Raw genomic sequence first — 23417 nt, forward strand, 5'->3', positions numbered from 1 at the left:
ACCGGGGCGTTGACGGACTCCGGCGGACGCCGGGCCGGCTCGCGCGGGGTGGCGCCCGCGGCACCCGATCGCACGAAAGGTGGCACCCGCTCAGGCGGCGGTGCCGTCGGTGCGTCCGTCTCCTTGTGACCACTGCATCGGACCTGACCACGACGGACACCCCCCGTCTGCCCGCCCGAGAGACGTTCCGGGCGCTCTACCGCCATTTCCGGCCGCACCGCTGGACGGTCGCGTTCGGGGCGGCCCTCGCCCTGCTCGGGGCCGTGAGCGGACTGCTCCAGCCGCTCGCCGCGAAGGCCCTGGTGGACCGGCTCGGCGCCGGCGAGTCGATCAACGGGATCCTGCTGGTGCTGACCGCTCTGGTGGTCCTGGGCACCGTGATCCACGCTTTCGGCGCCTACGTACTGGAACGCACCGCCGAATCGGTCGTGCTCGCCGCTCGCCGAACGCTCATCGGCCGCCTGCTGAGGCTGCGGGTGCCGGAAGTGGAGCGCACCCAACCGGGCGATCTGATGTCCCGGGTCACCTCGGACACCACCCTCCTGCGGGCCGTCACCACCCAGTCGATCGTCTCGGCCGTCACCGGATCCCTCTCGTGCGTCGCGACGCTCGTGCTGATGGCGGTCCTGGACGCCGTGCTGCTCGGCGTCACCGTGGGGGTGATCGTCCTGATCGGCGGGGCCGTCGCACTGGTGATGCCGAGGATCGCGCAGGCCACCCAGCGGTCGCAGGAGGCGGTCGGGGAGATCTCCACCGTGCTGGAGCGGGTGTTCGGCGCGTTCCGCACGGTCAAGGCGTCTGGCGCCGAGGAGCGCGAGACCGCGGTCGTGGAGACGGCGGCGCGGCGCGCGTGGCGGTACGGCGTGCGGACGGCGAAGTGGCAGTCGGTGGCGGCGTCGTCGGTGGGGCTCGCCGTGCAGGTGTCGTTCCTGGCGGTGCTGGGGATCGGTGGGGCTCGGGTCGCCTCGGGGGCGATATCCGTGTCCACCCTGATGGCGTTCCTGCTCTACCTCTTCTATCTGATCGAGCCGGTGACCGAGCTGGTCGAGGCTGCTTCCCAGTACCAGGTGGGGTCGGCGGCCGTCGCCCGGATCGCGGAGGCGGAGCGGCTGGAGACGGAGGAGCTGCACCCGGCCGGAACGGAACGCCCGGCGGGCCCGCCGGGGGTGCGGAGGCCGGAGGTGGCGGCCGGGCCGGCGGGGGTGCGGCTACCGGAGGCGGGGCCGGGCGCCCCCGGCGGGGCGGCGTCCGTGCGGTTCGAGGACGTGAGCTTCCGGTACCGGGACGATCTGCCGTACGTCCACCACGGGGTCACCTTCGACGTACCCGGCCCCGGGATGACGGCCTTCGTCGGCCCCTCGGGCGCGGGCAAGACGACGGTCTTCGGCCTCGTCGAGCGGTTCTACGAGCCGGCCGGCGGACGGGTGCTGGTCGACGGCAGGGACGTACGGGACTGGTCCCTGCCCGCACTGCGCGCCGCCATCGGCTACGTCGAGCAGGACGCTCCGGTGCTGGCCGGAACCCTGAGGGAGAACCTGGTCTTCGCGGCGCCCGGCGCGACGGAGGACGAGATCCGGGACGTCCTCGTCCGGGCGAGGCTGGACGCGCTCGTGGACCGCTTGCCGGACGGGCTGGAAACGGTGGTCGGGCACCGCGGCTCGAAGCTCTCGGGCGGCGAGCGCCAGCGGGTCGCGATAGCCCGCGCCCTGCTGCGCCGGCCCCGGCTGCTGCTCCTCGACGAGGCGACCTCGCAGCTCGACGCGGTCAACGAACTGGCGCTCCGGGACGTCGTCGCCGAGGTCGCCCGAGAGGTGACCGTCCTGGTGGTCGCCCATCGGCTCTCCACCGTGACGCTGGCCGACCGGATCGTGGTGATGGACGCGGGGCGGGTCCGTGCGATCGGCACCCACTCGGAACTGGTGGCGGAGGACCCGCTCTACGGGGAGCTCGCGGCGACGCAGTTCCTGTCCGCGGCGCGGTGAGGGGGCTGCGACGAGGAGACGAGGGTCGGGCCCCTGGGGCGCGGGCCCGTCCAACGCGGCCGTGGGCTGCGGACCCGTCGCCGGCATGCCCGCCGGAGGCAGGACCGTCGAAGGCAGACCCACGGCAAGCCCGGCCGGAACGGGAGACCGCGGGGCCCGCGACGCCGCGTCGGCGGCGCCCCGGGCCCCACGGCTGCGAGGGGTCAGCTCTCGGCGTGCAGGCTCATGGGGCCGTAGACGCGACTGCCGTCCTCGTAGAGGAAGACCTGGTCGGCGCCGCCCTCCTGGAGATCGCGCCAGACCTCACCGATCCAGGACTCGGCGTCCCCCTGCGTGCTGAACTCCTCCGGCTCGACGGCCGGCTGGACCTCCGTCCCGTCGGACTTCTCGAACCGCCACGTCCATGCCATGTGCGCCTCCCGGTCCCACCACGTGATCGCTCTGCCGATCGTCCTTGCCGATCACCTTGCTGCCCGCAGCGTAGCCGGGCGCGCACCCGCCGCGGGGACGCGGGAAGATCGTGACCGTGGAACTGACTCTGCTCGGCACCGGAGCCCCCACCGGACTCCCCCGCCCCGACTGCACCTGTGCCGTCTGCGCCGCCGCCCGCGGCGACCGGGCGCGCGCCGCTACGGCCCTGCTGGTGGACAGCGCACTGCTGCTCGACCTGACGCCCGGTGCCGCGCTGGCGGCGGCGCGCGCGGGCCATTCGCTCGTGGGCGTACGTCAGGTGCTCCTGTCGCACCCGCACAGCGGGCCGGCCGTGGAACTGCCCGCGGGGCTGCCGTCGGCAGGGCGGGTGCCGGACGGCCAGGAACTGACGCTGATCAGCGGGCACCGGGTGCGGGCGGTGGCGCTGGACTCTCCGGGCACGGGCTACGAGGTCACCTCGCCGGACGGGGAGCGGCTGCTGTACCTGCCGCCCGGCGGGGCACCGGCCGGTGCAACGGACGGCGATCCCCTCCCCTACGACATGGTCGTCGCCGATGTCCTGGGGCGGCCGGACGGACTGGCGAAGCTGCGGGCGAGGGGCGCGGTCGGGCCGGCGACCGATGTCATCGCCGTCCACATCGACCACGTCGTCCCGCCCGGCCCCGAGCTGGACCGGCGGCTGGCGGCGGCGGGCGCCCGTACCGTAGCGGACGGGACGACGCTGTACGTGGGCGAGTACCAGGACGTACCGGACGTGCCCCGGCGCACCCTCGTCACCGGAGGGGCGCGGTCCGGGAAGTCGCTGGAGGCGGAGCGGCGGCTGGAGTCCTTCCCCGACGTCGTGTACGTGGCGACGGGCGGGACGCGCGGCAGCGACACGGAGTGGGCGGAGCGGGTCGCGGCCCACCGCGAACGCCGGCCGGGGAGTTGGCGGACCGTGGAGACCTGCGACCTCGTCCCGCTGCTGGCCGAGAACGGTCCTCCGCTGCTCATCGACTGCCTGGCGCTGTGGCTGACGGACGCGATGGACCAGGTGGGCGCCTGGGACGACGAGCGCTGGGAGACGGTCGGCCGTGCGGCCCTGCGCCATCGCACGTCCGCGCTCGTCGAGGCTCTGCGCGCCACGCGCCGCACGGTCGTCGCCGTCACCAACGAGGTCGGTTCGGGCGTCGTCCCCGCGACCGCCTCGGGCCGCCGCTTCCGGGACGAACTGGGCCGTCTGAACGCCGCGTTCGCCTCCGAGTGCGAGCACGTGCTGCTGGTGGTGGCGGGGCAGGCGCTACCGCTCCGGTGACCACGGGCGGGGGCGACGGTCCCAGCGCGGCCCACCCCGGCCCCGACGCCGGTTCCGGGCCCGGCGCCGACTCCGGGCCCGGGGAAGTCCCGTGGCGGCCCCGCACGAGCCGGCCCGCCCCGTCGCCGGGGCGCGGGACGAGACCGGTACCGCGCTTCCCGTACGTCCCCCGCCCGGACGCCCCGCGGGCCGGGCCGCACCACCGGTCAACCGCGCGCGACCGGCGCAGCCGACCCTCCCGGCCCCGTACCACGGGCGCGGGAGCAGGGCCGCGGCGATGCTCCCGACGCCGGGGTGCCGACGCGGCCCGGCGGCGGTGCACCGGGCTCGGGCCGGTACTGTTCGGCGAATGAGCTCGCTGAATCTCGACGACTTCTCCGATCTGATCGAGCGCCCCGACAGCCGTGTGCGGCGCGACGCCGAGGAACGCCGGGAGCGGCTGGCCGTACCCCCGGGTGCCCTGGGGCGGCTGGACGAGCTGGGTGAGTGGCTGTCGGCGGCGCAGGGTGCCGTACCGGTCCGGGCCGTCGAGAGCCCCCGGGTGGTGCTGTTCGCCGGGGACCACGGGGTGGCGGAGCTGGGTGTGTCCGGCCGTGCGGTGGGCTCGGCGCACGAACTCGTGCGGTCGGTGCTGGACGGTGCGAGCCCGGTCGCGGTGCTGGCCCGGCGGATGGGCGTGCCGGTGCGGGTCGTGGACGCCGGTCTGGACTGCGACCCCGACCTGCTTCCGGAGGAGGTCGTCCGGCACCGGGTGCGGCGCGGAAGCGGCCGGATCGACGTCGAGGACGCGCTCACCCCCGAGGAGGCCGAGCGGGCCGTACGCCTCGGTGTGGCGATCGCCGACGAGGAGGCCGACGCCGGCACCGACCTGGTCGTGCTCGGTGATCTCAGCGTCGGCGGTACGACGCCCGCCTCCGCTCTGGTGGCCGCGCTGTGCGGTACCGACGCTTCCGTCGTCACCGGCCGCGGCGGCGCAGGCATCGACGACCTGGCGTGGATGCGCAAGTGTGCGGCGATCCGCGACTCACTGCGCCGGGCCCGGCCCGTGCTGGGCGACCAGTTGGCCCTGCTGACGGCCGTGGGCGGCGCGGATCTGGCCGCGACGACCGGCTTCCTGCTGCAGGCGGCGGTCCGCCGGATGCCGGTGATCCTGGACGGGGTCGTGTCGGCCGCGTGCGCCCTCGTCGCCCAGCGGGCGGCGTTCCGGGCGCCGGACTGGTGGCTCGCGGGGCAGGTCAGCGGGGAGCCGGCCCAGGCGAAGGCGCTCGACCGGATGGCCCTGGAGCCGCTCCTGGAGCACGGGGTCACGGTCGGGGAGGGCACCGGCGCCCTGCTCGCCCTCCCCCTCGTCCAGGCGGCCGCCGCGCTCGCCGCGGAGCTGCCCGAGCGCCCGGCCGGCGGCGGAAGCGACGCCGGGGAGGCGAGCCCGGCCGAGGCGGGGAGCGGGAGCGTGGCCGCCGGCGACGGCGAGTCCCGCTGAACTGCGGGGCCCGCCGGCACGAGCGGGCACGGCGGGCCGCCGACCGGGTCCGCCCGGCCGGTCACCGGGCACCCGCCACGGACCACCAGCCAGTCACCGGGCACCCGCCACGCGCCACCGGCGCACCCGCCGACGGCCACCGGCACGCCCGTTCCCCCGGCCGTCGGCGAGAGACCGGGATCACTCCGGCCCGAGTCAACTTCCGGGCGTTCCGCCGGGTCTTGGAACACGGCGCGACGCTCGGGCGGAACGGAGCCGGGGGGTGGTGCTCGCCATCCGGTCCCGGGAACCGCCCCGCCGGTGGTGGAACGAGTCGTCGTACCGCGCCCACGCCGAGTACCGACCCGTCCGGGAGCCACGTTCCATGCTCGCCCACGAGGCAGCCGATCCCCTGCGGACCGGCACCGTCCGCCGCCCGCCCGCGCCGGCCCGCCGCGCGCCCTCGGCGGACGGCCGGTGAACCGGGCGCGCGCGTTCGCGCGCCGTGAGTGGGGGCCGCTGTACCGGACCGTGCGTACGGCCCTCACGACGAGGACGTGGCGCGCGATCCCCCTCACGCTCACCGCGGTCTGCCTCACCGCCCTCTGCCAGCTCGTACAGAACCGGCCCTGGGGATACGGGCCGGTGCAGAGCATCGGCTCGGTGCGCGCCGAGGACCCGCTCTGGCTCGCTCTGCTGCGCACTCCGCTCTCCCTGTTCGTCCCGGCGCTCGACCTTCCGGTCTGGGGCGCGCTGGCGCAGATCCTCCTCGTGTTCGGCATCGCCGAGATCTGCCTGGGCCGGCCGCGCACTCTGGCGGTCGCGTACGCGGCGACGCTCGCCGGGACCCTGTACGCCCGGGCAGGAGTCGCGCTCGGGCCGGACCATCCGCTCGGGCTGCCCGCCTCGGACGCCCACGTCGTGGACACCGGGCCTTCGGCCGCGGTGGTCGGCCTCGCCGTGTACGTGTGCGCCCGCTACGCCGCCTGGCTGACGATGGGTCTGGTGGTCGTCGCCATGGTGGTGGAAGTGGTGGTGAAGCCCAATCTGGCCGGCAAGGAGCACCTGGCGGCGATCGCCGGGGTGTTCGTGGCGCTGGCCGTGACGGCGTGCTCTCAGCGCGGCTCGCGGTCCCGGCCGGATCCGGGGGCTCCGGTCACCGGCAGCCGGTCCGGGGCGCCGCCGATCAGGTCCTGGAACTTCCGGCGCGGCCCGCTCCAGCGCCGGTCGTGGCGGAAGGTCCGCAGCATCGACCTGGCCCGGGAACGCGGGCGGTGCCGGTAGAAGTGCCTGGCCCAGAGCGAGGTGGGTCTGGCCAGCCGCAGCGCCCCGACGATCGCGACGAACGGCACCAGGGTGCCGATGACCGCCATGCGCAGCTTGCCCTTGAAGAGTGTGATCAGGACGAACATGAAGTTGACGGCGAGGGTGAGCAGGAAGGCCCGCCGGTCGTCGCGTTCGTCCGCGGTGAGGTCGTTGACGCCGAGCGGCGCGAAGCCGCCGAGGATGAGCAGCAGCACGGACGCGGTGAGGACGACGACTTCGACGCTCTTGCGGCCGTCCTCGGTCCAGTAGACGTCGTCCAGGTGGAGGATCAGCGCGAACTCGTCCAGGACGAGCCCGGCGCCCACGCCGAAGACCACGGCGAACACCACGGTCCCGGCGCCGGTGTGCTGGCTGCTGGCGACCGAGCCGAAGCCGCCGACCACGGTGAGCACGACGCCCGGCACCACGTGGTGGATGTGGAGCCCGCCCGCCTTGACGTTCCCGAAGGGCCCCTTGCCCGCCCGGATCATCCGGGTGACGGTCCGGGTGACCAGGAAGGTCAGGACGAACGAGGCCAGCGCGAGGAGCAGCGGGAGCTTCCCGGGCTCCACGATGTTGCGGTAAAACCAGTGACCCATGCCACCCGCTCCCGTTTTGTTCGTTATGCGCAATTTACCGTCGTGGCGCACCGGCTACCCTGCGCGCGGTGAGCTCCCTCAACACAGACGGACCCGTGGGCCTGCGGTTCGCCTTCGGCACCCTCACGGTGCTGCCGGTGCGCGTGACCCGCTGGGACCGCGACGCGGCACGTGCCGGAATGCGCTGGGCCCCGCTCGCCGGACTCGTCGTCGGCCTCTGCGCGGCGGCCGCCGGCGGGCTGCTCCTACTGCTCGGCGCGGGTCCGCTGCTCGCCGCGGTCGCGTCCGCCGCCGTGCCCGCCGTCCTCACCCGCGGTCTGCACCTGGACGGACTCGCTGACACCGCCGACGGCCTGGGCAGCGGCAAGCCCGCCGAGGACGCACTGAGGATCATGAAACGGTCGGACGTCGGGCCGTTCGGGGTGATCACCCTGCTGTTCGTGCTGCTGGCCCAGGTCGCGGCGCTGCACGAACTCTACGGGCGCGGCTGGGCGTACGGGGCGACGGCGGCGGCCGCCGCCGGAGTCGTGGCCCGGCTGGCGCTGACGCTCGCCTCCCGCACCGGTGTCCCCGCCGCCCGCCCGGAGGGGCTGGGCGCGATGGTCGCCGCCACCGTCCCGGTGCGGCAGGCGCTGGCGGTCACCCTCGTGGTCGCCGCCGTCTGCGCCGCCTGGGGAACGCTGCCGGGCGGGTACGGACCGCTGCGGCTCGCGCTGACCGTACTCGCCGGGACCGCCGCCGCCGAACTGCTGCTGCGGCACTGCGTACGGCGCTTCGGCGGGGTCACGGGCGATGTGTTCGGGGGGATCGCGGAGACCGCGGCCACCGCGGCGCTGCTCGCACTCGTCGTCGGGTCGCCCTGGTAGCCGGCCGCGCCGCGCGCCGGGCACGGACGAGCGGCGGGCGCCCGCACGGGACCCCGACGGCCGCCCGGTCCCGTGGCCTGCCCACCCGCACGGGCGGCGAGTCCCCTGTGGAGCCGGGTCAGCAGGGTCGGCGCCAGGCGTCCAGTTCGTAGCGCTTCAGCATCGAACTCAGTCCGAGCCGCCGCGCCTGGGGGCAGAAGCGGCCGGCCGGCACCTCGTACTCGACGTGGAAGACGGCCTTGCCCGCCTCGACGAACGGCGTCAGCGCCGCACACTCCGCGTACTGCGCGCACTGCTCGTTGACGGCGAAGTCGAAGTCGCCGACGAGCTCGGGGATCTGGTCCAGGTCGTTCTTCAGCCCGACCGACATCCCTCGCTCGTGGGCCATCCGGGCGATCAGTCGGTTGTAGCGGAGCTGGTCGCCGGCGGTGAGGGGGAAGCCGGTGTCGTTGGCATAGCCGTCCATGTTGTCGGGCTCGACCGCGTCGAAGCCCTTGTCCCGGCACATGTCGAAGCGCTCGGCCATCAGCGGCTCCAGCACGTCCGCGCGGCGGATGTCGAGCCAGCGCTCCCCCGGCCAGCCGTTCCCCTTGCCGAGCAGTTCCCGGGGGAACCGCGCGGCATCGGGACGGAACTCCTCCCAGGCGCCGGTGGACAGGTAGCAGATCACCTTCCGGCCGCGCCGCTGGAGGTCGGCGACCGTGGACCTCGGGTGCTCGAAGCCGTCGATGTCGTACACCGGGACGTCCACGTCCGGGTCCAGCCGGCCGCTGAGCTGCCACTGCCACGGCGTACCGGGCCCCGGCAGCCAGCGGGTGGTGCGCGGCGGCGCGGGGTCGTCCGGGACGGAGGTGCAGCCGACGAGCAGCAGCAGCGCCACGAGCGGCAGCAGCAGGCTTCTCGTCCGGGCGGGAAGGCGCATGTCCGGGGCTCCCTCAGCGATGTGCGGTGATCCGGCCCAGCTGAGCACAGACCAGCAGGACGAGCACCGCCGACGCGGCGGCCGGGACGAGAAGCAGCTCCGAGCCGGGCAGGAGCGGCGGGACGAACGCGGCGGCACAGCACACCAGGGCCGGGCTCAGCACGGCCCCGAACGCCTGGAGCAGCAGCCCGGTCCACAGCACCGCCCCGAGCAGCAGCACACCGGCCGCGGTGGCCGCGTCCGGGCCGGCTCCCCCACCGGGCCACAGCAGCAGCGCGGCGGCCATGAGCGTCAGCAGGGCGCCCGCGTACCCGGCGAGGGCCCGCACCAGCGCCGCCGCGACCGACATCCGGAAGGCCCGCGGGGAGGTGCAGGCCCGCAGTCCGGCGAGGCTGTCGGCACGGAACCGGTGCAGCAGCCACTCCCCGGGTCCCATACCGAGGGTGAGGGCCACCGCGAACGGCGGTGAATCCAGGGCGACATGGAGCACCAGCACCCCGGAGCCGAGCCCGAAGAGGCCGTACGGCACCGAACCGCCCAGCCCTCCCGGCCCCGTGCGCCGGCATCCGTTCCGGCCACGGCCGGCTGAGGCCGCCGACCGCAGCACGCCCGCGACCGCGCCCGCCGCGAGGCCCACGGCCGCGGTGACCGACGCCAGGGGGAGCGCGAGGTGCGCCCAGGCGGGCACCGGGTGCACTGCCGCGAACAGCGCCCCGCCCACCAGCGGCAGCAGGGCCGGCAGCAGGACACGCTCTCGGCCGAGCACCAGCAGCACCGTCGCCGCGGCGAGATAGAGCGACTGACCCGCGGCGAACAGGAGCGCCGGAACATGAACGGGTGCCGCGGCCGCGGCGGCAGCAGCGCCGAGCAGCACCCCCACGGGCGCGCCCCGCAGCAGCGCCCGAGCCGCCGCCGGGCGGTCGCCCAGCCCCAGCCAGGTGTACGCGCGGTGGGCGAGGGCCTGGTTCCAGGCCCAGCCGGCCAGCGCCGCCGCGAGCAGCGGGGCGTAGGCGGGGCGGCCGGCCGCGAGGACCGGAGCGGCCAGGACGTGGCCCAGCCCCGGGAGGGTGAACAGCAGACCCCGCAGCAGACACACGAGGAGCGTCGGGCTCCCGGGGCCCGGCGGCGGTTCCTCGGACCGTGGGAAGCGCCGCTCGACGCGTGCGTACAGGTCCTCCGCCAGGGCGAAGGAGTCGTCGTGTCCGTACCGCCGGCGTATCTGCTCGTCCGTCAGCCCGTCGGCCTCCAGCAGCGCCGCCACCTCGTCGGGATGGACCGCCGTCCCCACGAGACCGGCCAGCCGCCCGGCCAGTTCGTCGACCGGGTCGCCCCCGGCCCGGCCGGGGCCCCGCTTCTCCGGCGTCGGCGGCAGGGCGTCCCGCACGGCCGTCCCCGGGCCCTTCGGCCACGGCGAGCCGCTCACCGGCCACCCCCTCCGGCGGGCGCGGAGGGGGCGGCCGGTTCGGACCAGTGGTGCCCCCAGGCCGTGTGCTCCTGGTACCAGGGGTCCCTCAGCTCCAGGGTCCAGTCGGCGACCGTCTCGGCGGCCGGCGGCTCGTACACCGCCCCCGGCGTACCGGCGAGCTCCCGGTAGATCTGCCGGAAGGCGTCCACCGAACGCCTCAGGGTGAAGAGGTCGACGACCCGCTGCCGGGCGCGGCGGCCCAGTTCGGCGCGGCGCACGTCGTCCCGGAGCAGTTCCAGGGCGGCGGCGGCCAGCGCCTCGGGCTCGCGCGGCGGGACCACCAGGCCGGTGTCGCCGACGGCCTCGCGCACCCCGCCCACGTCGGTGGACACCGTCGTGCGCCCGCAGGACATCGCCTCGATGATCGAGAACGGGAAGCCCTCGCTGATGCTGGAGAGCATCACGACGTGCCCCGCGGCGTACGCACGCGCCACGTCGTCGACCCGGCCCTCCCAGAACACCCCGTCGGCGACGCCCAGTTCGGCGGCGAGCTTCTCCAGCCCGGTGGCGTACCACTCGCACCCGGCCGGCGCCGCGCCGAACAGCCGCAGCCGCAGGTCCGGGACCTCCGCCCGGGCCAGGGCGAAGGCACGGACCAGCGTCTCGAGGTCCTTGACGGGGTCGATCCGGCCTGCCCAGCTGAGGGTGGGCACGGCCGGTTCGGCCCCGGCGTGCGGGAAGGCGTGCGGGTCGACGCCGTTGTAGACCGTGCGGATCTTTCCGGGGAGCGCGCCGCCGCGCTCCTCCCAGCGCCGGTTGTAGCGGTTGCACGGGGTGATCAGATCGGCGCGCTCGTAGCCGAGGGTGCTGAGCTCGCGGTGGAAGCCGAGCATCAGCGCCTTGACCGGCCAGCGCGGTGCCTCGGTGCGGTATCCGAGGTAGCGCTCGCGCAGATAGATGCCGTGCTCGGTGAGGAGGAACGGCACGCCGTCCAGGCGCTGTGCGGCGAGCGCGGGCAGGGTGGCGAGGCCGCTGCTGACGGCGTGGGCGACGCTGTCCCCCGGGATGCGCACCGCCAGCGGGCGCAGAGCGTGTTCGAGCAGGTCGACCGCGGTGAGGGCGTCGTGGACGGTGGGTCCGGCGGCGGCGGTGGGCAGGGACTGCCGGGTCCACAGGCACATCAGGGTGCGGACGGCGGCCTCGGTGCGGAGCGCGGCGGAGAGCCGGCCCCCGCGCGCCTCGTCGGCCAGCTCGTCGAGCGCGGGGGCGAAGTCGGCGTGTGCCTCCGGGTCGAGCAGGGACAGCAGGAAGCGCTCGAGGGTGTCGAGGAAGCGGCTGCGGTCGGCGCCGCGGCGCGGGGAGCGGCCGCGGCCCGGCCGCGGCCCCCACAGCGGAACGGCGGTGTGGGCGCGGACGTTGGGCGGCAGCTCCCAGGCGACGGGCTCACGGCCGCTGCCGGTGAGGGAGATGACGGTGAAGTCGACCTCGGGCATGCCCCGGACCAGTTGGTCGCACCAGGTGCTGACACCGCCGTGGACGTGTGGATAGGTGCCTTCGGTGAGCATGGTGACACGGCGTCCCTGGCTCATCGTGCTGTGTCCCCCTGGACATAACGGTGCTGAGGGTGTTGAGAGTGATGAGGGTGCGAAGGGCCGGGGCACGGGAGGTGCCCCGGCGCGACGCGAGGTGAGTGGGCGTGCGCGGGTGCGGGCGACGCACCCCGGCCGTGCGGGCCGGGGTGCGCGCGGAACTACCGGCCCGGCCCGGTCAGGAGGGCAGCCGCAGGGTGACGGCGGACTGGAGCAGCTCCGGCTGGGTCCAGGCCGAGCGCTGACCGGCGTAGGCGGTGCCGAAGACACTCGTGCCGAGCAGGAGTTGCTTGCGGGTGCCCTCGGGTGCGGTGACCGGGACGACCACGCCGGTGGGAGCCTGGACGGTGACGGTGGTGCCGATCCGGTACGCGGTGACCCGGCCGGCGTCGAGGGCCGACTGCCAGGCGGCGCGGCGGCCCAGTTCCGTGCCGGCGTCGCGGTGGCGCGGGTTGACGAGGGGTGTGTTGTCGGCGAACAGCGCCCGGTAGTCGTCCAGGATCCGGTCGAGGACGGGGTAGAGGATGCGGCCCTCGGCCAGGTTGGACTGGTGGACGTAGTGCGGACGGGGGTCGTTGGCCACGATGTGGCCGAGGGCGATCCTGGCCTCCTGCGGGACGATGTACGTGCCGTAGCCGGTGGCCACGTCGAGCGGTTCGTCCAGGCAGGTGGAGGCCGGGTTGGTCTCGCAGATACCGCTTCCGCCGTCGGCCCGGGAGGTGTAGATCCAGTTGTACTCGTCGGCCATCTCGGCCGCCGTGCCCACGTTGTAGTACACGTTCATCGGGTGGCGGGGCACGGTGACGGCGCTGCCGACGGGGCGCTGCTGGGGCTCGCGGGAGTTGTCGCTCGCGATCCACCTGACGCCGTTGTCGGCGAGCGCGGGCGCCAGGTTGGGGTTGTCCACCGGCTGCTGCGGAAGCGTCTTCAGCCCCGAGTGCTCTCCGGTGACGAGCTCCGTGCGGTCGACGGAGACGCCCTTGTCGACCGCCCAGTTGTGGTTGTCGCGGATCTGCGCCGAGATCTCGGCGCGGCTCATCCAGCGGAAGTTGCCCGCCGAGTCCTTCGAGCACTGCCAGGGGACGACGGAGACGTCCTGGACGCAGCCGAGGAACGGGTGGGTGTAGGTGTGGTTGACCCAGCGGTACTGGGCCCGGTCGGCGAGCAGCTGCGCGGTGAGCGCGTCCGTGCCGCCGTTCTCGGCCTTCCACTCCTCGCCGGCGCCGGCGTTGTAGACCATGTCGAGGGTGAAGCCGCTGGCGCGCTGCCACTGGGCGGCGTACTGCGCGTCGGCGGCGGTCATCCGGATGTCCGGGGTCTGCTCGCCCGCTCCCCCGGCGCAGTCGATGTCTCCGGGTGTGCAGTTGCGCTCGGTGTCCCAGCGGGCGTCGGGCGCGAAGACGTCGTCGATGTGGACCGAGAAGTAGTTGCGGCTCCGGCCGAGGTGGACGCCCTGGGTGAGCCATTCGACGATACCGCGCGCCAGCAGCCGGAACTGCCGCTGGTGCTGGTTGTACGCGAAGGTGACGACGAGCTCGCGGCGCCCGTCGTGGGCGTACTCCCCGAGGAGGCTGGCGCGGCCCTCGCCGCCCGGCACCGGGGCATCCACGTAGCTGGTGAATCCCTCGCGCGGGCGGGCCAGGTAGCCGTAGCTCTCGCTGATCCCCGGCGCGTTGTCCTCGAAGGCCAGGGCACCGTCGAGGTACCCGAACGGACCGGACCGGCCCGCCGCGGTCACCGCGGCCGCCGTGCCGTCGAGCGTGCCGGACCAGCCGCCCTCGCTGGTGTAGTCGAGCCCCACTCCGGGGTGGGCCCAGGTGTAGGCGTCGACCTGGCGGACGCCGAACCGCTTCTCGTACGCGACGAGCGCGGCCTGCTCCGCCGTCCCGGCGGAGTCCGACCCGAACGGGGTCTCGTTCGGCAGCACCACTCCCTGGTACTTGGCGCGCGGCCGGCCGCTCACGGTGTCGCTCAGGAACGCCGCGTCGATCTTCGGACGGCCCGGGTCCCCGAGGTCGAGCACGCTGTACGGGACGCCGGTGCTCCGCAGCTCGGAGGTGACGGCGGCGACCGCCGAGCCTCCGTCGTCGACGACGAGGACCTTCAGGTCGACCCGCGGCACCGGGTCGGCGGCCGCCGCCGGGGACGCGGGCAGTGCCGCCGCGAACAGCGCCGACGTGGTGAGCGCGACCGCCGCCGCGCCGAGCCTGCCCCCTCGGCCGGGCCCCCGCCCGGCCGTTCCCTCGTGAAGCGTGCCCGGCGCGGACGCCCGGCCGGATCCGCTCGTCACTGCACGCGTGCCGAACCCCGTGGCGAATACGGGTGCCATGGTGTTTCCCCCACCCCTTGTTGATCCTCCCCGCGAAGACACCGGGGAGGACATGTGGAAATCATGCAAAGCAGCCACTTGCTCCCTTGCGCATTCGGCCCGAGTGTGACGCAGGGCTCGCCGACCGGGTGGGCAACTCGGCGGAGACACCACGGATGGGTGAATCCCCGTCGGCACGAGCGAACATCGCGGGCGCGCGTAGGCTCGTGGCGGCGCTCCGACCCGCCCGACTTACGATGCGCCGGGCGGCCGACCCACCACTTCGGCCCAGGAAACTCAACGGAAGCGAGATTTCACCACCGTGACTGCTCTCACTCTCAGCACAGCCGGCGCTGCGACGCTGCGCGCCGACGCGGTCGTCGTCGGCGTCGCCAAGGGCGCCAAGGGCCCGGTCGTCGCAGCCGGCGCCGAGGCCGTGGACGCGGCGTTCGACGGGAAGCTCGCCACCGTCCTCGAGACCCTCGGCGCCTCCGGTGCCGAGGGCGAGGTGACCAAGCTGCCCGCGCCGTCGGGCCTGAAGGCCCCGGTCGTGATCGCGGTCGGGCTCGGCGCCGCACCGGAGAAGGACGACGCGTATCCGGCCGAGTCGCTGCGCCGCGCCGCCGGTTCCGCCGCCCGCGCGCTGACCGGCTCGAAGAAGGCCGCGTTCGCGCTGCCGGTCGAGGCCGCCGAGGACGCCCAGGCGATCGCGGAGGGCGCACTGCTGGGCGCGTACGCCTTCACCACCTACCAGGACGAGAAGAACGCCAAGAAGCCGCTGGCCGAGGTGGCGCTGCTGGGCACCAAGCCGCGCGACAAGGCCTTCAAGGCCGCCGCGGAGCGTGCCGTCGCCGTGGCCGGCGAGATGAACCGCGCCCGCGACCTGATCAACACACCGCCGAACGACCTCTACCCCGAGTCGTTCGCCGCCGTCGCCACCGCCGCCGGCAAGGAGCACGGCCTCAAGGTGCAGGTCTGGGACGAGAAGGCGCTCGTCAAGGGCGGCTTCGGCGGCATCCTCGGCGTCGGCCAGGGCGCGGTCCACGGCCCGCGCCTGGTGAAGCTGGCGTACACGCACCCGGACGCGGAGAAGTCCCTCGCGCTCGTCGGCAAGGGCATCACCTACGACTCCGGCGGCATCTCGCTGAAGCCGGCCGGCCACAACGAGACGATGAAGTGCGACATGAGCGGCGCCGCCGCCGTGTTCGCCGCCGTCGTCGCGGTGGCCCGGCTCGGGCTGCGCGTGAACCTCACCGGCTGGCTGGCGCTGGCCGAGAACATGCCGTCGGGCAACGCCACCCGGCCCGGCGACGTCCTGCGCATGTACAGCGGCAAGACGGTCGAGGTACTCAACACCGACGCGGAGGGCCGCCTGGTGCTGGCCGACGCGATCACCAAGGCCTCGGAGGAGAGCCCGGACGCGATCGTGGACGTGGCGACGCTCACCGGCGCGATGGTCCTGGCACTGGGCCACCGGCGCTTCGGGATCATGTCCAACGACGAGGCGTTCCGCACCTCGGTCCACGAGATCGCGGAGGAGGCCGGCGAGGACTCCTGGCCGATGCCGCTCCCCGCGGACCTGCGCAAGGGCATGGACTCCCCGACCGCCGACATCGCGAACATGGGCGAGCGGATGGGCGGCGGCCTGGTCGCGGGACTGTTCCTGAAGGAGTTCGTCGGCGAGGGCATCACCTGGGCCCACCTGGACATCGCGGGGCCGGCCTTCCACGAGGGCGCGCCGTTCGGCTACACCCCCAAGGGCGGCACCGGCTCCGCGGTCCGCACCCTGGTCAGGCTGGCCGAGCGCACGGCCGACGGCGACCTGGGCTGACGCCGGCCCGGCGGGTTCCGGGGGACGCCCGGAACCCGCCGCCCCGGGCCGGCGCCCCCGGTCCGCAGGAATACCGGGCGCCGGCCTTCCGTTCGCCCTCGACGAAATCCGTAGGTTCGTACGTACAGGTAACCGCCGGGGACGGCCGAACCGCCGTCCCGTATCCCGGCCCCGCGTCCCGCCCTCCGTCGACAAGTGCGAAGATGGGTTCTCGGCAGGACAGGGCCCCCACCACAGGGCCGAAGACAAGCGGCCGAACACCAGCCGCCGCCCGGTAGTCCCCCGCCCTGGGAGACACCGGCGCCCGGCGCACATGCATGGAGGACGTGACGTGGCGAACGACGCCAGCACCGTTTTCGACCTAGTGATCCTCGGCGGTGGCAGCGGTGGTTACGCCGCGGCCCTGCGCGGAGCTCAGCTGGGCCTGGACGTCGCCCTGATCGAGAAGGACAAGGTCGGCGGCACCTGCCTGCACCGCGGATGCATTCCCACCAAGGCCCTGCTGCACGCCGGCGAGATCGCCGACCAGGCCCGCGAGAGCGAGCAGTTCGGCGTCAAGGCCACCTTCGAGGGCATCGACGTCCCGGCCGTGCACAAGTACAAGGACGAGGTGATCTCCGGGCTGTACAAGGGCCTGCAGGGTCTGGTCGCCTCCCGCAAGGTCACGTACATCGAGGGCGAGGGCCGACTGTCCTCCCCGACGTCCGTCGACGTCAACGGCCGCAGGGTCGAGGGCCGCCACGTCCTCCTCGCCACCGGTTCGGTGCCGAAGTCGCTGCCCGGCCTGACCATCGACGGCAACCGGATCATCTCCTCCGACCACGCGCTGGTCCTGGACCGCGTGCCGAAGTCCGCGATCGTCCTGGGCGGCGGCGTCATCGGTGTCGAGTTCGCCTCGGCCTGGAAGTCCTTCGGCACCGACATCACGATCATCGAGGCCCTGAAGCACCTCGTCCCGGTCGAGGACGAGAACAGCTCGAAGCTCCTCGAGCGGGCCTTCCGCAAGCGCGGCATCAAGTTCAACCTCGGCACCTTCTTCGAGAAGGCCGAGTACACCGAGGACGGCGTGCGGGTCACCCTCGCCGACGGCAAGACCTTCGAGGCCGAGGTGCTGCTGGTCGCCGTCGGCCGCGGCCCGGTCTCCCAGGGCCTGGGCTACGAGGAGCAGGGCGTCGCGATGGACCGCGGCTACGTCCTGGTCGACGAGTACATGCGCACGAACGTGCCCACCATCTCGGCCGTCGGCGACCTCGTCCCGACCCTCCAGCTCGCGCACGTCGGGTTCGCCGAGGGCATCCTGGTGGCGGAGCGCCTGGCCGGTCTGAAGACCGTCCCGATCGACTACGACGGCGTGCCGAAGGTGACGTACTGCCACCCCGAGGTCGCCTCCGTGGGCCTGTCCGAGGCCAAGGCCAAGGAGGTCTACGGCGCGGACAAGGTCGTCGCTCTGAAGTACAACCTGGCGGGCAACGGCAAGAGCAAGATCCTGAAGACCGCCGGCGAGGTCAAGCTCGTCCAGGTCAAGGACGGTGCCGTGGTCGGCGTCCACATGGTCGGTGACCGTATGGGCGAGCAGGTCGGCGAGGCCCAGTTGATCTACAACTGGGAGGCTCTGCCGGCCGAGGTCGCGCAGCTCGTCCACGCGCACCCGACGCAGAGCGAGGCGCTCGGCGAGGCCCACCTGGCCCTGGCCGGCAAGCCCCTCCACTCCCACGACTGAGCCGAGTCCACGGGCGCGACGACCACTACCGCACTTCCCCCGGCCCCGCGCTTCGCGCGAGCCGGGGAGACCCCACCGTAAGGAGCAACCGAAACCATGCCGGTTTCCGTAACCCTCCCGGCGCTCGGCGAGAGCGTCACCGAGGGCACCGTCACCCGCTGGCTGAAGGCCGAGGGCGAGCGCGTCGAGGCCGACGAGCCGCTGCTCGAGGTGTCGACCGACAAGGTCGACACCGAGATCCCCGCACCGGCCTCCGGCGTCCTGTCGTCCATCAAGGTCGCTGAGGACGAGACCGTCGAGGTCGGCGCCGAGCTGGCCGTCATCGACGACGGCTCGGGTGCGGCGGCCGCCACCCCGCAGCCCGCCGCCGAGCAGGCCCAGGCCCCCGCCCCCGAGCCGGAGCAGGCCGCCCCGGCCGCCCCGGCCGCGGAGCAGGCCGCGCCCGCTCCGGCCCCGACCGCCGAGGACGCCGGTGACGGCGGCGCCGAGGGCACCGACGTCGTCCTGCCCGCACTGGGCGAGTCGGTCACCGAGGGCACCGTGACCCGCTGGCTGAAGGAGGTCGGCGAGGAGGTCACGGAGGACGAGCCCCTGCTCGAGGTCTCCACCGACAAGGTCGACACCGAGATCCCCGCACCGGCCTCCGGCGTGCTGCTGGAGATCGTGGTCGGCGAGGACGAGACCGCCGAGGTCGGAGCGAAGCTCGCCGTCATCGGCGCCCCGGGTGCCGCACCGGCCGCCCCCGCGGCCGCCGCCCCGGCTCCGGCGCAGCCCGCCGCCACTCCGGCCCCCGCGCAGTCGGCGGCTCCGGCCCCCGCGCAGCCCGCGCCCGCCGCCGCCCCGGCCCAGCCGGCGGCTCCGGCTCCCGCAGCCCCGGCTCAGCCAGCGCCCGCCGCTGCCGCCCCGGCCCCGGCCACGACGGCCACGACGGCCGCGGACGAGGGTGCCTACGTCACCCCGCTGGTCCGCAAGCTGGCGGCCGAGAGCGGTGTGGACCTGTCCTCGGTCAGGGGCACCGGTGTCGGCGGCCGCATCCGCAAGCAGGACGTGGTCGCCGCCGCGGAGGCCGCGAAGGCCGCCGCGCCGGCTCCGGCCGCCGCCGCTCCGGCCGCCGGGAAGGCCCCGGCCGGTGTCTCGACCGAGCCGTCCCCGCTGCGCGGCCAGACCGTCAAGATGACCCGTATGCGCAAGGTCATCGGCGACAACATGATGAAGGCGCTCCACGGCCAGGCCCAGCTGTCGTCGGTCGTCGAGGTCGACGTCACGCGGCTGATGAAGCTGCGCGCCCAGGCCAAGGACGGGTTCGCGGCGCGGGAGGGCGTCAAGCTCTCCCCGATGCCGTTCTTCGTCAAGGCCGCGGCCCAGGCGCTGAAGGCCCACCCGGTCGTCAACGCCCGGATCAACGAGGACGAGGGCACCATCACCTACTTCGACTCGGAGAACATCGGCATCGCCGTGGACTCCGAGAAGGGCCTGATGACCCCGGTCATCAAGGGTGCGGGCGACCTCAACCTGGCCGGTATCGCCAAGGCCACCGCCGACCTGGCGGGCAAGGTCCGCGGCAACAAGATCACGCCGGACGAGCTGGCCGGTGCGACCTTCACGATCAGCAACACCGGTTCGCGCGGTGCGCTGTTCGACACGATCATCGTGCCGCCGAACCAGGTCGCGATCCTGGGCATCGGTGCCACGGTGAAGCGTCCGGCCGTCATCGAGACGCCCGAGGGCACCGTCATCGGCGTCCGCGACATGACGTACCTGACGCTCTCCTACGACCACCGTCTGGTGGACGGCGCCGACGCCGCCCGCTACCTGACCACGGTCAAGGCGATCCTCGAGGCCGGTGAGTTCGAGGTCGAGCTCGGCCTCTGAGCGCCTCGGCTGTAACCAGCCTCACCAGCGGCGGCCCCGCCCGGGAGTACTTCCGGGCGGGGCCGCCGCCGTATTGTCTAGGAGTCTTCTCTTATTGAAGGAGCGGTTCATGACCATGCCCGTCGTCCACTCGCTGCGCGACCAGATCCGCGAGCACATCGTGGAGGGCATCGTCAGCGGCCGCTGGAAGCCGGGCGAGCGGATCGTCGAGCGCCGTATCGCCACGGAACTGGCCGTGAGCCAGACGCCCGTACGGGAGGCCCTGCGGGAGCTGGAGTCCCTGCGGCTGATCGAGTCCGCCCCCAACAAGGGCGTGCGGGTGCGCAACCTCACCGCGGCCGACCTTGAGGAGAGCTACCCGGTCCGGGCCGGACTGGAGCAGATCGCCGCAGAGCTGGCCGCGGAGCGGCTGGCCGCCGACTGCTCGGCACTGGAACCGCACGTCGCGGCGCTGTACGAGGCGGACCGTGCCGCGGACGGGACGGCGCAGGTGCGGCACACGGTGGCGTTCCACCGGGAGCTGGTGAAGGCGGCGGGCAACGGGGTGCTGCTGCACACCTGGGAGGGCCTGGGGATCGAGGTCTTCACCGCGCTGTCCATCCGGTGGCTGGGGACGAAGCAGAAGTCGTACGCGGAGGAGCACGAGGAGCTGGTGGAGGCGTTCCGCCGGCGTGATCCGCAGATCGGCGCCCTCGTGAAGGCCCACGTCCTGGGCTGCGCCCCCCGCGCATAGCGCGGCACCCGGGGTGGACGGCGCGCGTCCGTGCGGAGTGCTTCGCCCGTCGTGGAGGCCGCCCCGCACGGGCGACGCGGGGCGGCCTCCACGGGTGCGACACCGCTCCGGGACGTGCGCCCACCCCTGTGCGCGCCCCGGTCGGCGAGGGACCCGCACCGCGGTCGGGAGCGCCCCGACCGCGCAGCACGCGCGCCGGAGCGGGCCCGGCCGACCGGCACCGCGTGCCCCGTTTCGCGACACCCTGTGCCGACTTTCTCGGTCTGAAGAAGTTTTTCCCTCAACGCTTTGATCGATCATCGATCGTCGGCTTACAGTTCACCACGGACTCACCAGTCCGCCCGGCCCCGTCCTGCCAGACAGGCCCCATCTCCACCTCCCCTCCTCTCCGGAAGGCGGTGTCATGACCGACCCCGTAGCCATGCTTCCGAGCGAGCTCGACCAGCTCCCGGACCGTGACACCGAGGAGACCGCCGAATGGGCGGCCTCCCTGGACGCCGTCACCAAGGCCGCCGGCCCCCATCGCGCCGCGTACCTGATGCGCCGCACCCTCCAGCACGCCGAGGGCGTCGAGGGGCTCGACCTGCCCAAGCTTCTGGAGACGGACCACGTCAACACCATCCCCACCGCCGCCGAGCCCGTCCCGGCCGGTGACGAGGAGATGGAGCGCCGGATCACCGCCTGGAACCGGTGGAACGCCGCCGCGATGGTGACCCGCGGCGCCAAGCACGGCGTCGGCGGCCACATCGCCACCTTCGCCTCCGCCGCCTGGCTCTACGAGACCGGCTTCAACCACTTCTTCCGCGGCAAGGAGCGGGACGGCTCCGGCGACCAGCTCTACATCCAGGGCCACGCCTCCCCCGGCATCTACGCCCGCGCCTTCCTCGACGGGCGTCTCACCGAGGCGCACCTCGACAACTTCCGCCAGGAGGCGGGCGGCAACGGCCTGCCCTCCTACCCGCATCCGCGCAGGCTGCCCTGGCTGTGGGAGTTCCCGACGGTCTCCATGGGCCTCGGCCCGCTGTCGGCGATCTACCAGGCGCGCTTCAACCGCTATCTGACCAACCGCGGCATCAAGGACGTCTCCGCTTCGCACGTCTGGGCGTTCCTCGGCGACGGCGAGATGGACGAGCCCGAGTCGACCGCGGCGCTCGCCCTGGCCAGCCGTGAGGGTCTGGACAACCTGACCTTCGTGATCAACTGCAATCTCCAGCGCCTCGACGGCCCGGTCCGCGCCAACTTCAAGATCGTGCAGGAGCTGGAGGCCCAGTTCCGCGGCGCCGGCTGGAACGTCGTGAAGACGCTCTGGGGCAACGCCTGGGACGAGCTCTTCCAGCTCGACACCACGGGCGCCCTGGTCCGCCGGCTGCGCGAGGTCCCGGACGCACAGGTCCAGACGTACCAGACGCGCGACGCCGCCTACATCCGCGAGGACTTCTTCGGCAAGGACCCCGCGCTCGTCGAGATGGCGAAGCTGCTCCCGGACGACAAGATCCTGGAGTGCTTCCACCTCTCGCGCGGTGGCCACGAGCCGCGCAAGGTGTACGCCGCGTACAAGGCCGCGCTGGAGTTCGAGGGCGCCCCGACGGTGATCCTGGCCCAGACGGTCAAGGGCTACACGCTCGGCGAGGGCTTCGCGTCCAAGAACGCCAACCACCAGATGAAGAAGCTGACGGCGGACGAGTTCAAGGCCATGCGGGACCTGCTCGACCTGCCGATCAGGGACGGCGACTTCGCCGACGGACAGGTGCCCTACGGCCACCCCGGTGCGGACTCCCCCGAGGTCCGCTACCTCCAGGAGCGCCGCGCGGCCCTCGGCGGACCGGCCCCGGCCCGCCGCGTCCACCCGGTCGCCCCGCTGCCCGCACCCGCCGAGAAGGCCTTCGCCGCCTTCGACAAGGGCTCCGGCAACCAGTCGGTGGCGACGACCATGGCGTTCGTCCGCCTGGTCAAGGATCTGATCCGCGACAAGGAGACCGGCAGGCGCTGGGTTCCGATCGTCCCGGACGAGGCCCGCACCTTCGGTATGGAGTCGCTGTTCCCTTCGCTCGGCATCTACTCGCCGAAGGGCCAGACCTACGAGCCGGTCGACCGCGACCAGCTCATGTACTACCGCGAGGCGAAGAACGGCCAGATCCTCAACGAGGGCATCACCGAGGCCGGTTCGATGGCGGACTTCATCGCCGCCGCGTCGTCGTACGCGACGCACGGCGAGACGATGATCCCCTTCTACATCTTCTACTCGATGTTCGGCTGGCAGCGGACCGCCGACCAGATGTGGCAGCTGGCCGACCAGCTCGGCAAGGGCTTCCTCGTCGGCGCCACGGCAGGCCGTACGACCCTGACGGGCGAGGGCCTGCAGCACGCGGACGGCCACTCGCCGGTGATCGCGGCCACGAACCCGGCGGCGCTCACGTACGACCCGGCGTTCGCCTACGAGGTGGCGGCCATCGTCAAGGACGGTCTGCGCCGGATGTTCGGTGAGGCCCGCCCGGACGAGGACCCGGACGTCTTCTACTACCTGACGGTCTACAACGAGCCGATGCCGCAGCCCGCGAAGCCGGAGGGTGTCGACGAGGGCATCGTCCGCGGCCTGTACCGCTTCAAGGAGGGCGAGGGCGCGGCGGACGACCCGCGCATCCAGCTGCTCGCGTCGGGCACGGCGATCCACTGGGCGCTGGAGGCGCAGCGTCTGCTGGCCGCCGAGTGGGGCGTCACGGCGGACGTGTGGTCGGCGACGTCCTGGACCGAGCTGCGGCGCGACGCCCTGGAGGCGGACGAGGCGCTGCTGCGCGGCGAGTCCCGGATCCCGTACGTGCGCCGGGCTCTGGAGGGCGCCGAGGGTCCGGTGCTCGCGGTGAGCGACTACATGCGGCAGGTGCCGGACCAGATCGCCCAGTGGGTGGAGCAGGACTGGTCGTCGCTGGGAGCGGACGGCTTCGGCCTGTCGGACACCCGTGAGGCGGCGCGCCGCCACTTCGGTGTGGACGCGCAGTCGATCGTGGTCGCGGCGCTGGCGCAGCTCGCGCGGCGCGGGGAGGTCCCCGCGTCCGCGGTGAAGGACGCCCGCGAGCGCTACGGCTTCTGAGCCCCCGGGCTC

15 protein-coding genes and 1 pseudogene are annotated in these 23417 nt (G+C 73.7%); 10 read left to right on the forward strand and 6 right to left on the reverse strand.

From position 1 onward, the window contains the following. Nucleotides 1-125: 125 nt before the first annotated feature. Nucleotides 126-1982, forward strand: coding sequence for an ABC transporter ATP-binding protein (locus QMZ92_RS24010; RefSeq protein ID WP_283299545.1), 1857 nt, complete (start codon nt 126-128; stop codon nt 1980-1982). A 203-nt stretch (nt 1983-2185) separates the two neighbouring features. Here the strand turns inward: QMZ92_RS24010 and QMZ92_RS24015 are convergent, their stop codons facing one another. Then, nucleotides 2186-2392 carry a hypothetical protein gene (locus QMZ92_RS24015; protein ID WP_138055769.1) on the reverse strand — a complete coding sequence of 69 codons (207 nt, stop codon included), beginning with the start codon at nt 2390-2392 and terminating at the stop codon, nt 2186-2188. A gap of 116 nt (nt 2393-2508) precedes the next feature. Between QMZ92_RS24015 and QMZ92_RS24020 the strand changes: the two genes are divergently transcribed. The 3 genes and pseudogenes from QMZ92_RS24020 to QMZ92_RS24030 form a co-directional block, all read left to right on the forward strand. Next, nucleotides 2509-3708 carry a bifunctional adenosylcobinamide kinase/adenosylcobinamide-phosphate guanylyltransferase gene (locus QMZ92_RS24020; RefSeq protein ID WP_283299546.1) on the forward strand — a complete coding sequence of 400 codons (1200 nt, stop codon included), beginning with the start codon at nt 2509-2511 and terminating at the stop codon, nt 3706-3708. A 349-nt stretch (nt 3709-4057) separates the two neighbouring features. Beyond that, complete coding sequence (gene cobT, locus QMZ92_RS24025; RefSeq protein ID WP_283299547.1) at nt 4058-5188, forward strand: nicotinate-nucleotide--dimethylbenzimidazole phosphoribosyltransferase; 1131 nt, start codon at nt 4058-4060, stop codon at nt 5186-5188. A gap of 456 nt (nt 5189-5644) precedes the next feature. Further along, a pseudogene (locus QMZ92_RS24030) lies at nt 5645-6361 on the forward strand (hypothetical protein); the annotation flags it as partial. On the opposite strand, the gene QMZ92_RS36090 reads toward QMZ92_RS24030, so the two are convergent. Then, nucleotides 6283-7071 carry a hypothetical protein gene (locus tag QMZ92_RS36090; RefSeq protein ID WP_349307754.1) on the reverse strand — a complete coding sequence of 263 codons (789 nt, stop codon included), beginning with the start codon at nt 7069-7071 and terminating at the stop codon, nt 6283-6285. The pseudogene QMZ92_RS24030 and the gene QMZ92_RS36090 sit on opposite strands and share 79 nt — an antisense overlap. A gap of 68 nt (nt 7072-7139) precedes the next feature. Between QMZ92_RS36090 and QMZ92_RS24035 the strand changes: the two genes are divergently transcribed. Continuing rightward, complete coding sequence (locus QMZ92_RS24035) at nt 7140-7937, forward strand: adenosylcobinamide-GDP ribazoletransferase (RefSeq protein WP_283299549.1); 798 nt, start codon at nt 7140-7142, stop codon at nt 7935-7937. A gap of 118 nt (nt 7938-8055) precedes the next feature. On the opposite strand, the gene QMZ92_RS24040 is transcribed toward QMZ92_RS24035, so the two are convergent. From QMZ92_RS24040 to QMZ92_RS24055, 4 genes are all read right to left on the reverse strand, one after another. Then, a complete protein-coding gene (locus QMZ92_RS24040; protein WP_283299550.1) occupies nt 8056-8859 on the reverse strand; it encodes an endo alpha-1,4 polygalactosaminidase in 804 nt (267 codons plus the stop codon). A gap of 13 nt (nt 8860-8872) precedes the next feature. Beyond that, nucleotides 8873-10282 (reverse strand): hypothetical protein, encoded by a 1410-nt coding sequence (locus QMZ92_RS24045; RefSeq protein WP_283299551.1) that lies wholly within the window; start codon nt 10280-10282, stop codon nt 8873-8875. Beyond that, a complete protein-coding gene (pelF, locus tag QMZ92_RS24050) occupies nt 10279-11853 on the reverse strand; it encodes a GT4 family glycosyltransferase PelF (protein WP_283299552.1) in 1575 nt (524 codons plus the stop codon). The genes QMZ92_RS24045 and pelF overlap by 4 nt, the downstream gene beginning before the upstream one ends. Nucleotides 11854-12031: 178 nt before the next feature. Continuing rightward, nucleotides 12032-14182 (reverse strand): hypothetical protein, encoded by a 2151-nt coding sequence (locus tag QMZ92_RS24055; protein WP_283299553.1) that lies wholly within the window; start codon nt 14180-14182, stop codon nt 12032-12034. Between the two features lie 301 nt (nt 14183-14483). Between QMZ92_RS24055 and QMZ92_RS24060 the strand changes: the two genes are divergently transcribed. From QMZ92_RS24060 to aceE, 5 genes are all read left to right on the forward strand, one after another. Continuing rightward, entirely contained in the window at nt 14484-15992 is a 1509-nt protein-coding gene (locus QMZ92_RS24060; protein WP_283299554.1) for a leucyl aminopeptidase, read from the forward strand. Nucleotides 15993-16323: 331 nt separating this feature from the next. Beyond that, the gene (gene lpdA, locus QMZ92_RS24065) at nt 16324-17712 is read left to right on the forward strand and encodes a dihydrolipoyl dehydrogenase (protein WP_138055761.1); all 1389 of its coding nucleotides are present in this window, start codon (nt 16324-16326) and stop codon (nt 17710-17712) included. A 96-nt stretch (nt 17713-17808) separates the two neighbouring features. Continuing rightward, a complete protein-coding gene (gene sucB, locus QMZ92_RS24070; RefSeq protein WP_283299555.1) occupies nt 17809-19584 on the forward strand; it encodes a 2-oxoglutarate dehydrogenase, E2 component, dihydrolipoamide succinyltransferase in 1776 nt (591 codons plus the stop codon). Between the two features lie 109 nt (nt 19585-19693). Beyond that, nucleotides 19694-20317: a GntR family transcriptional regulator gene (locus QMZ92_RS24075; RefSeq protein WP_093660153.1), complete on the forward strand. Its 624-nt coding sequence runs from the start codon at nt 19694-19696 to the stop codon at nt 20315-20317. A 403-nt stretch (nt 20318-20720) separates the two neighbouring features. Then, entirely contained in the window at nt 20721-23405 is a 2685-nt protein-coding gene (gene aceE / locus QMZ92_RS24080; protein WP_283299556.1) for a pyruvate dehydrogenase (acetyl-transferring), homodimeric type, read from the forward strand. The last annotated feature ends 12 nt before the right edge of the window (nt 23406-23417 follow it).

It is taken from the genome of Streptomyces sp. HNM0645 (assembly GCF_030056615.1).
Lineage (GTDB): Bacteria > Actinomycetota > Actinomycetes > Streptomycetales > Streptomycetaceae > Streptomyces > Streptomyces marianii.

Bases quoted from the DNA above. Each gene is read 5' to 3' on its own strand.
- cobT (WP_283299547.1), top strand. From the start codon at position 4,058: ATGAGCTCGCTGAATCTCGACGACTTCTCCGATCTGATCGAGCGCCCC.
- QMZ92_RS36090 (WP_349307754.1), bottom strand. From the start codon at position 7,071: ATGGGTCACTGGTTTTACCGCAACATCGTGGAGCCCGGGAAGCTCCCG.
- QMZ92_RS24015 (WP_138055769.1), bottom strand. From the start codon at position 2,392: ATGGCATGGACGTGGCGGTTCGAGAAGTCCGACGGGACGGAGGTCCAG.
- QMZ92_RS24055 (WP_283299553.1), bottom strand. From the start codon at position 14,182: ATGGCACCCGTATTCGCCACGGGGTTCGGCACGCGTGCAGTGACGAGC.
- QMZ92_RS24040 (WP_283299550.1), bottom strand. From the start codon at position 8,859: ATGCGCCTTCCCGCCCGGACGAGAAGCCTGCTGCTGCCGCTCGTGGCG.
- pelF (WP_283299552.1), bottom strand. From the start codon at position 11,853: ATGAGCCAGGGACGCCGTGTCACCATGCTCACCGAAGGCACCTATCCA.
- QMZ92_RS24075 (WP_093660153.1), top strand. From the start codon at position 19,694: ATGACCATGCCCGTCGTCCACTCGCTGCGCGACCAGATCCGCGAGCAC.
- sucB (WP_283299555.1), top strand. From the start codon at position 17,809: ATGCCGGTTTCCGTAACCCTCCCGGCGCTCGGCGAGAGCGTCACCGAG.
- aceE (WP_283299556.1), top strand. From the start codon at position 20,721: ATGACCGACCCCGTAGCCATGCTTCCGAGCGAGCTCGACCAGCTCCCG.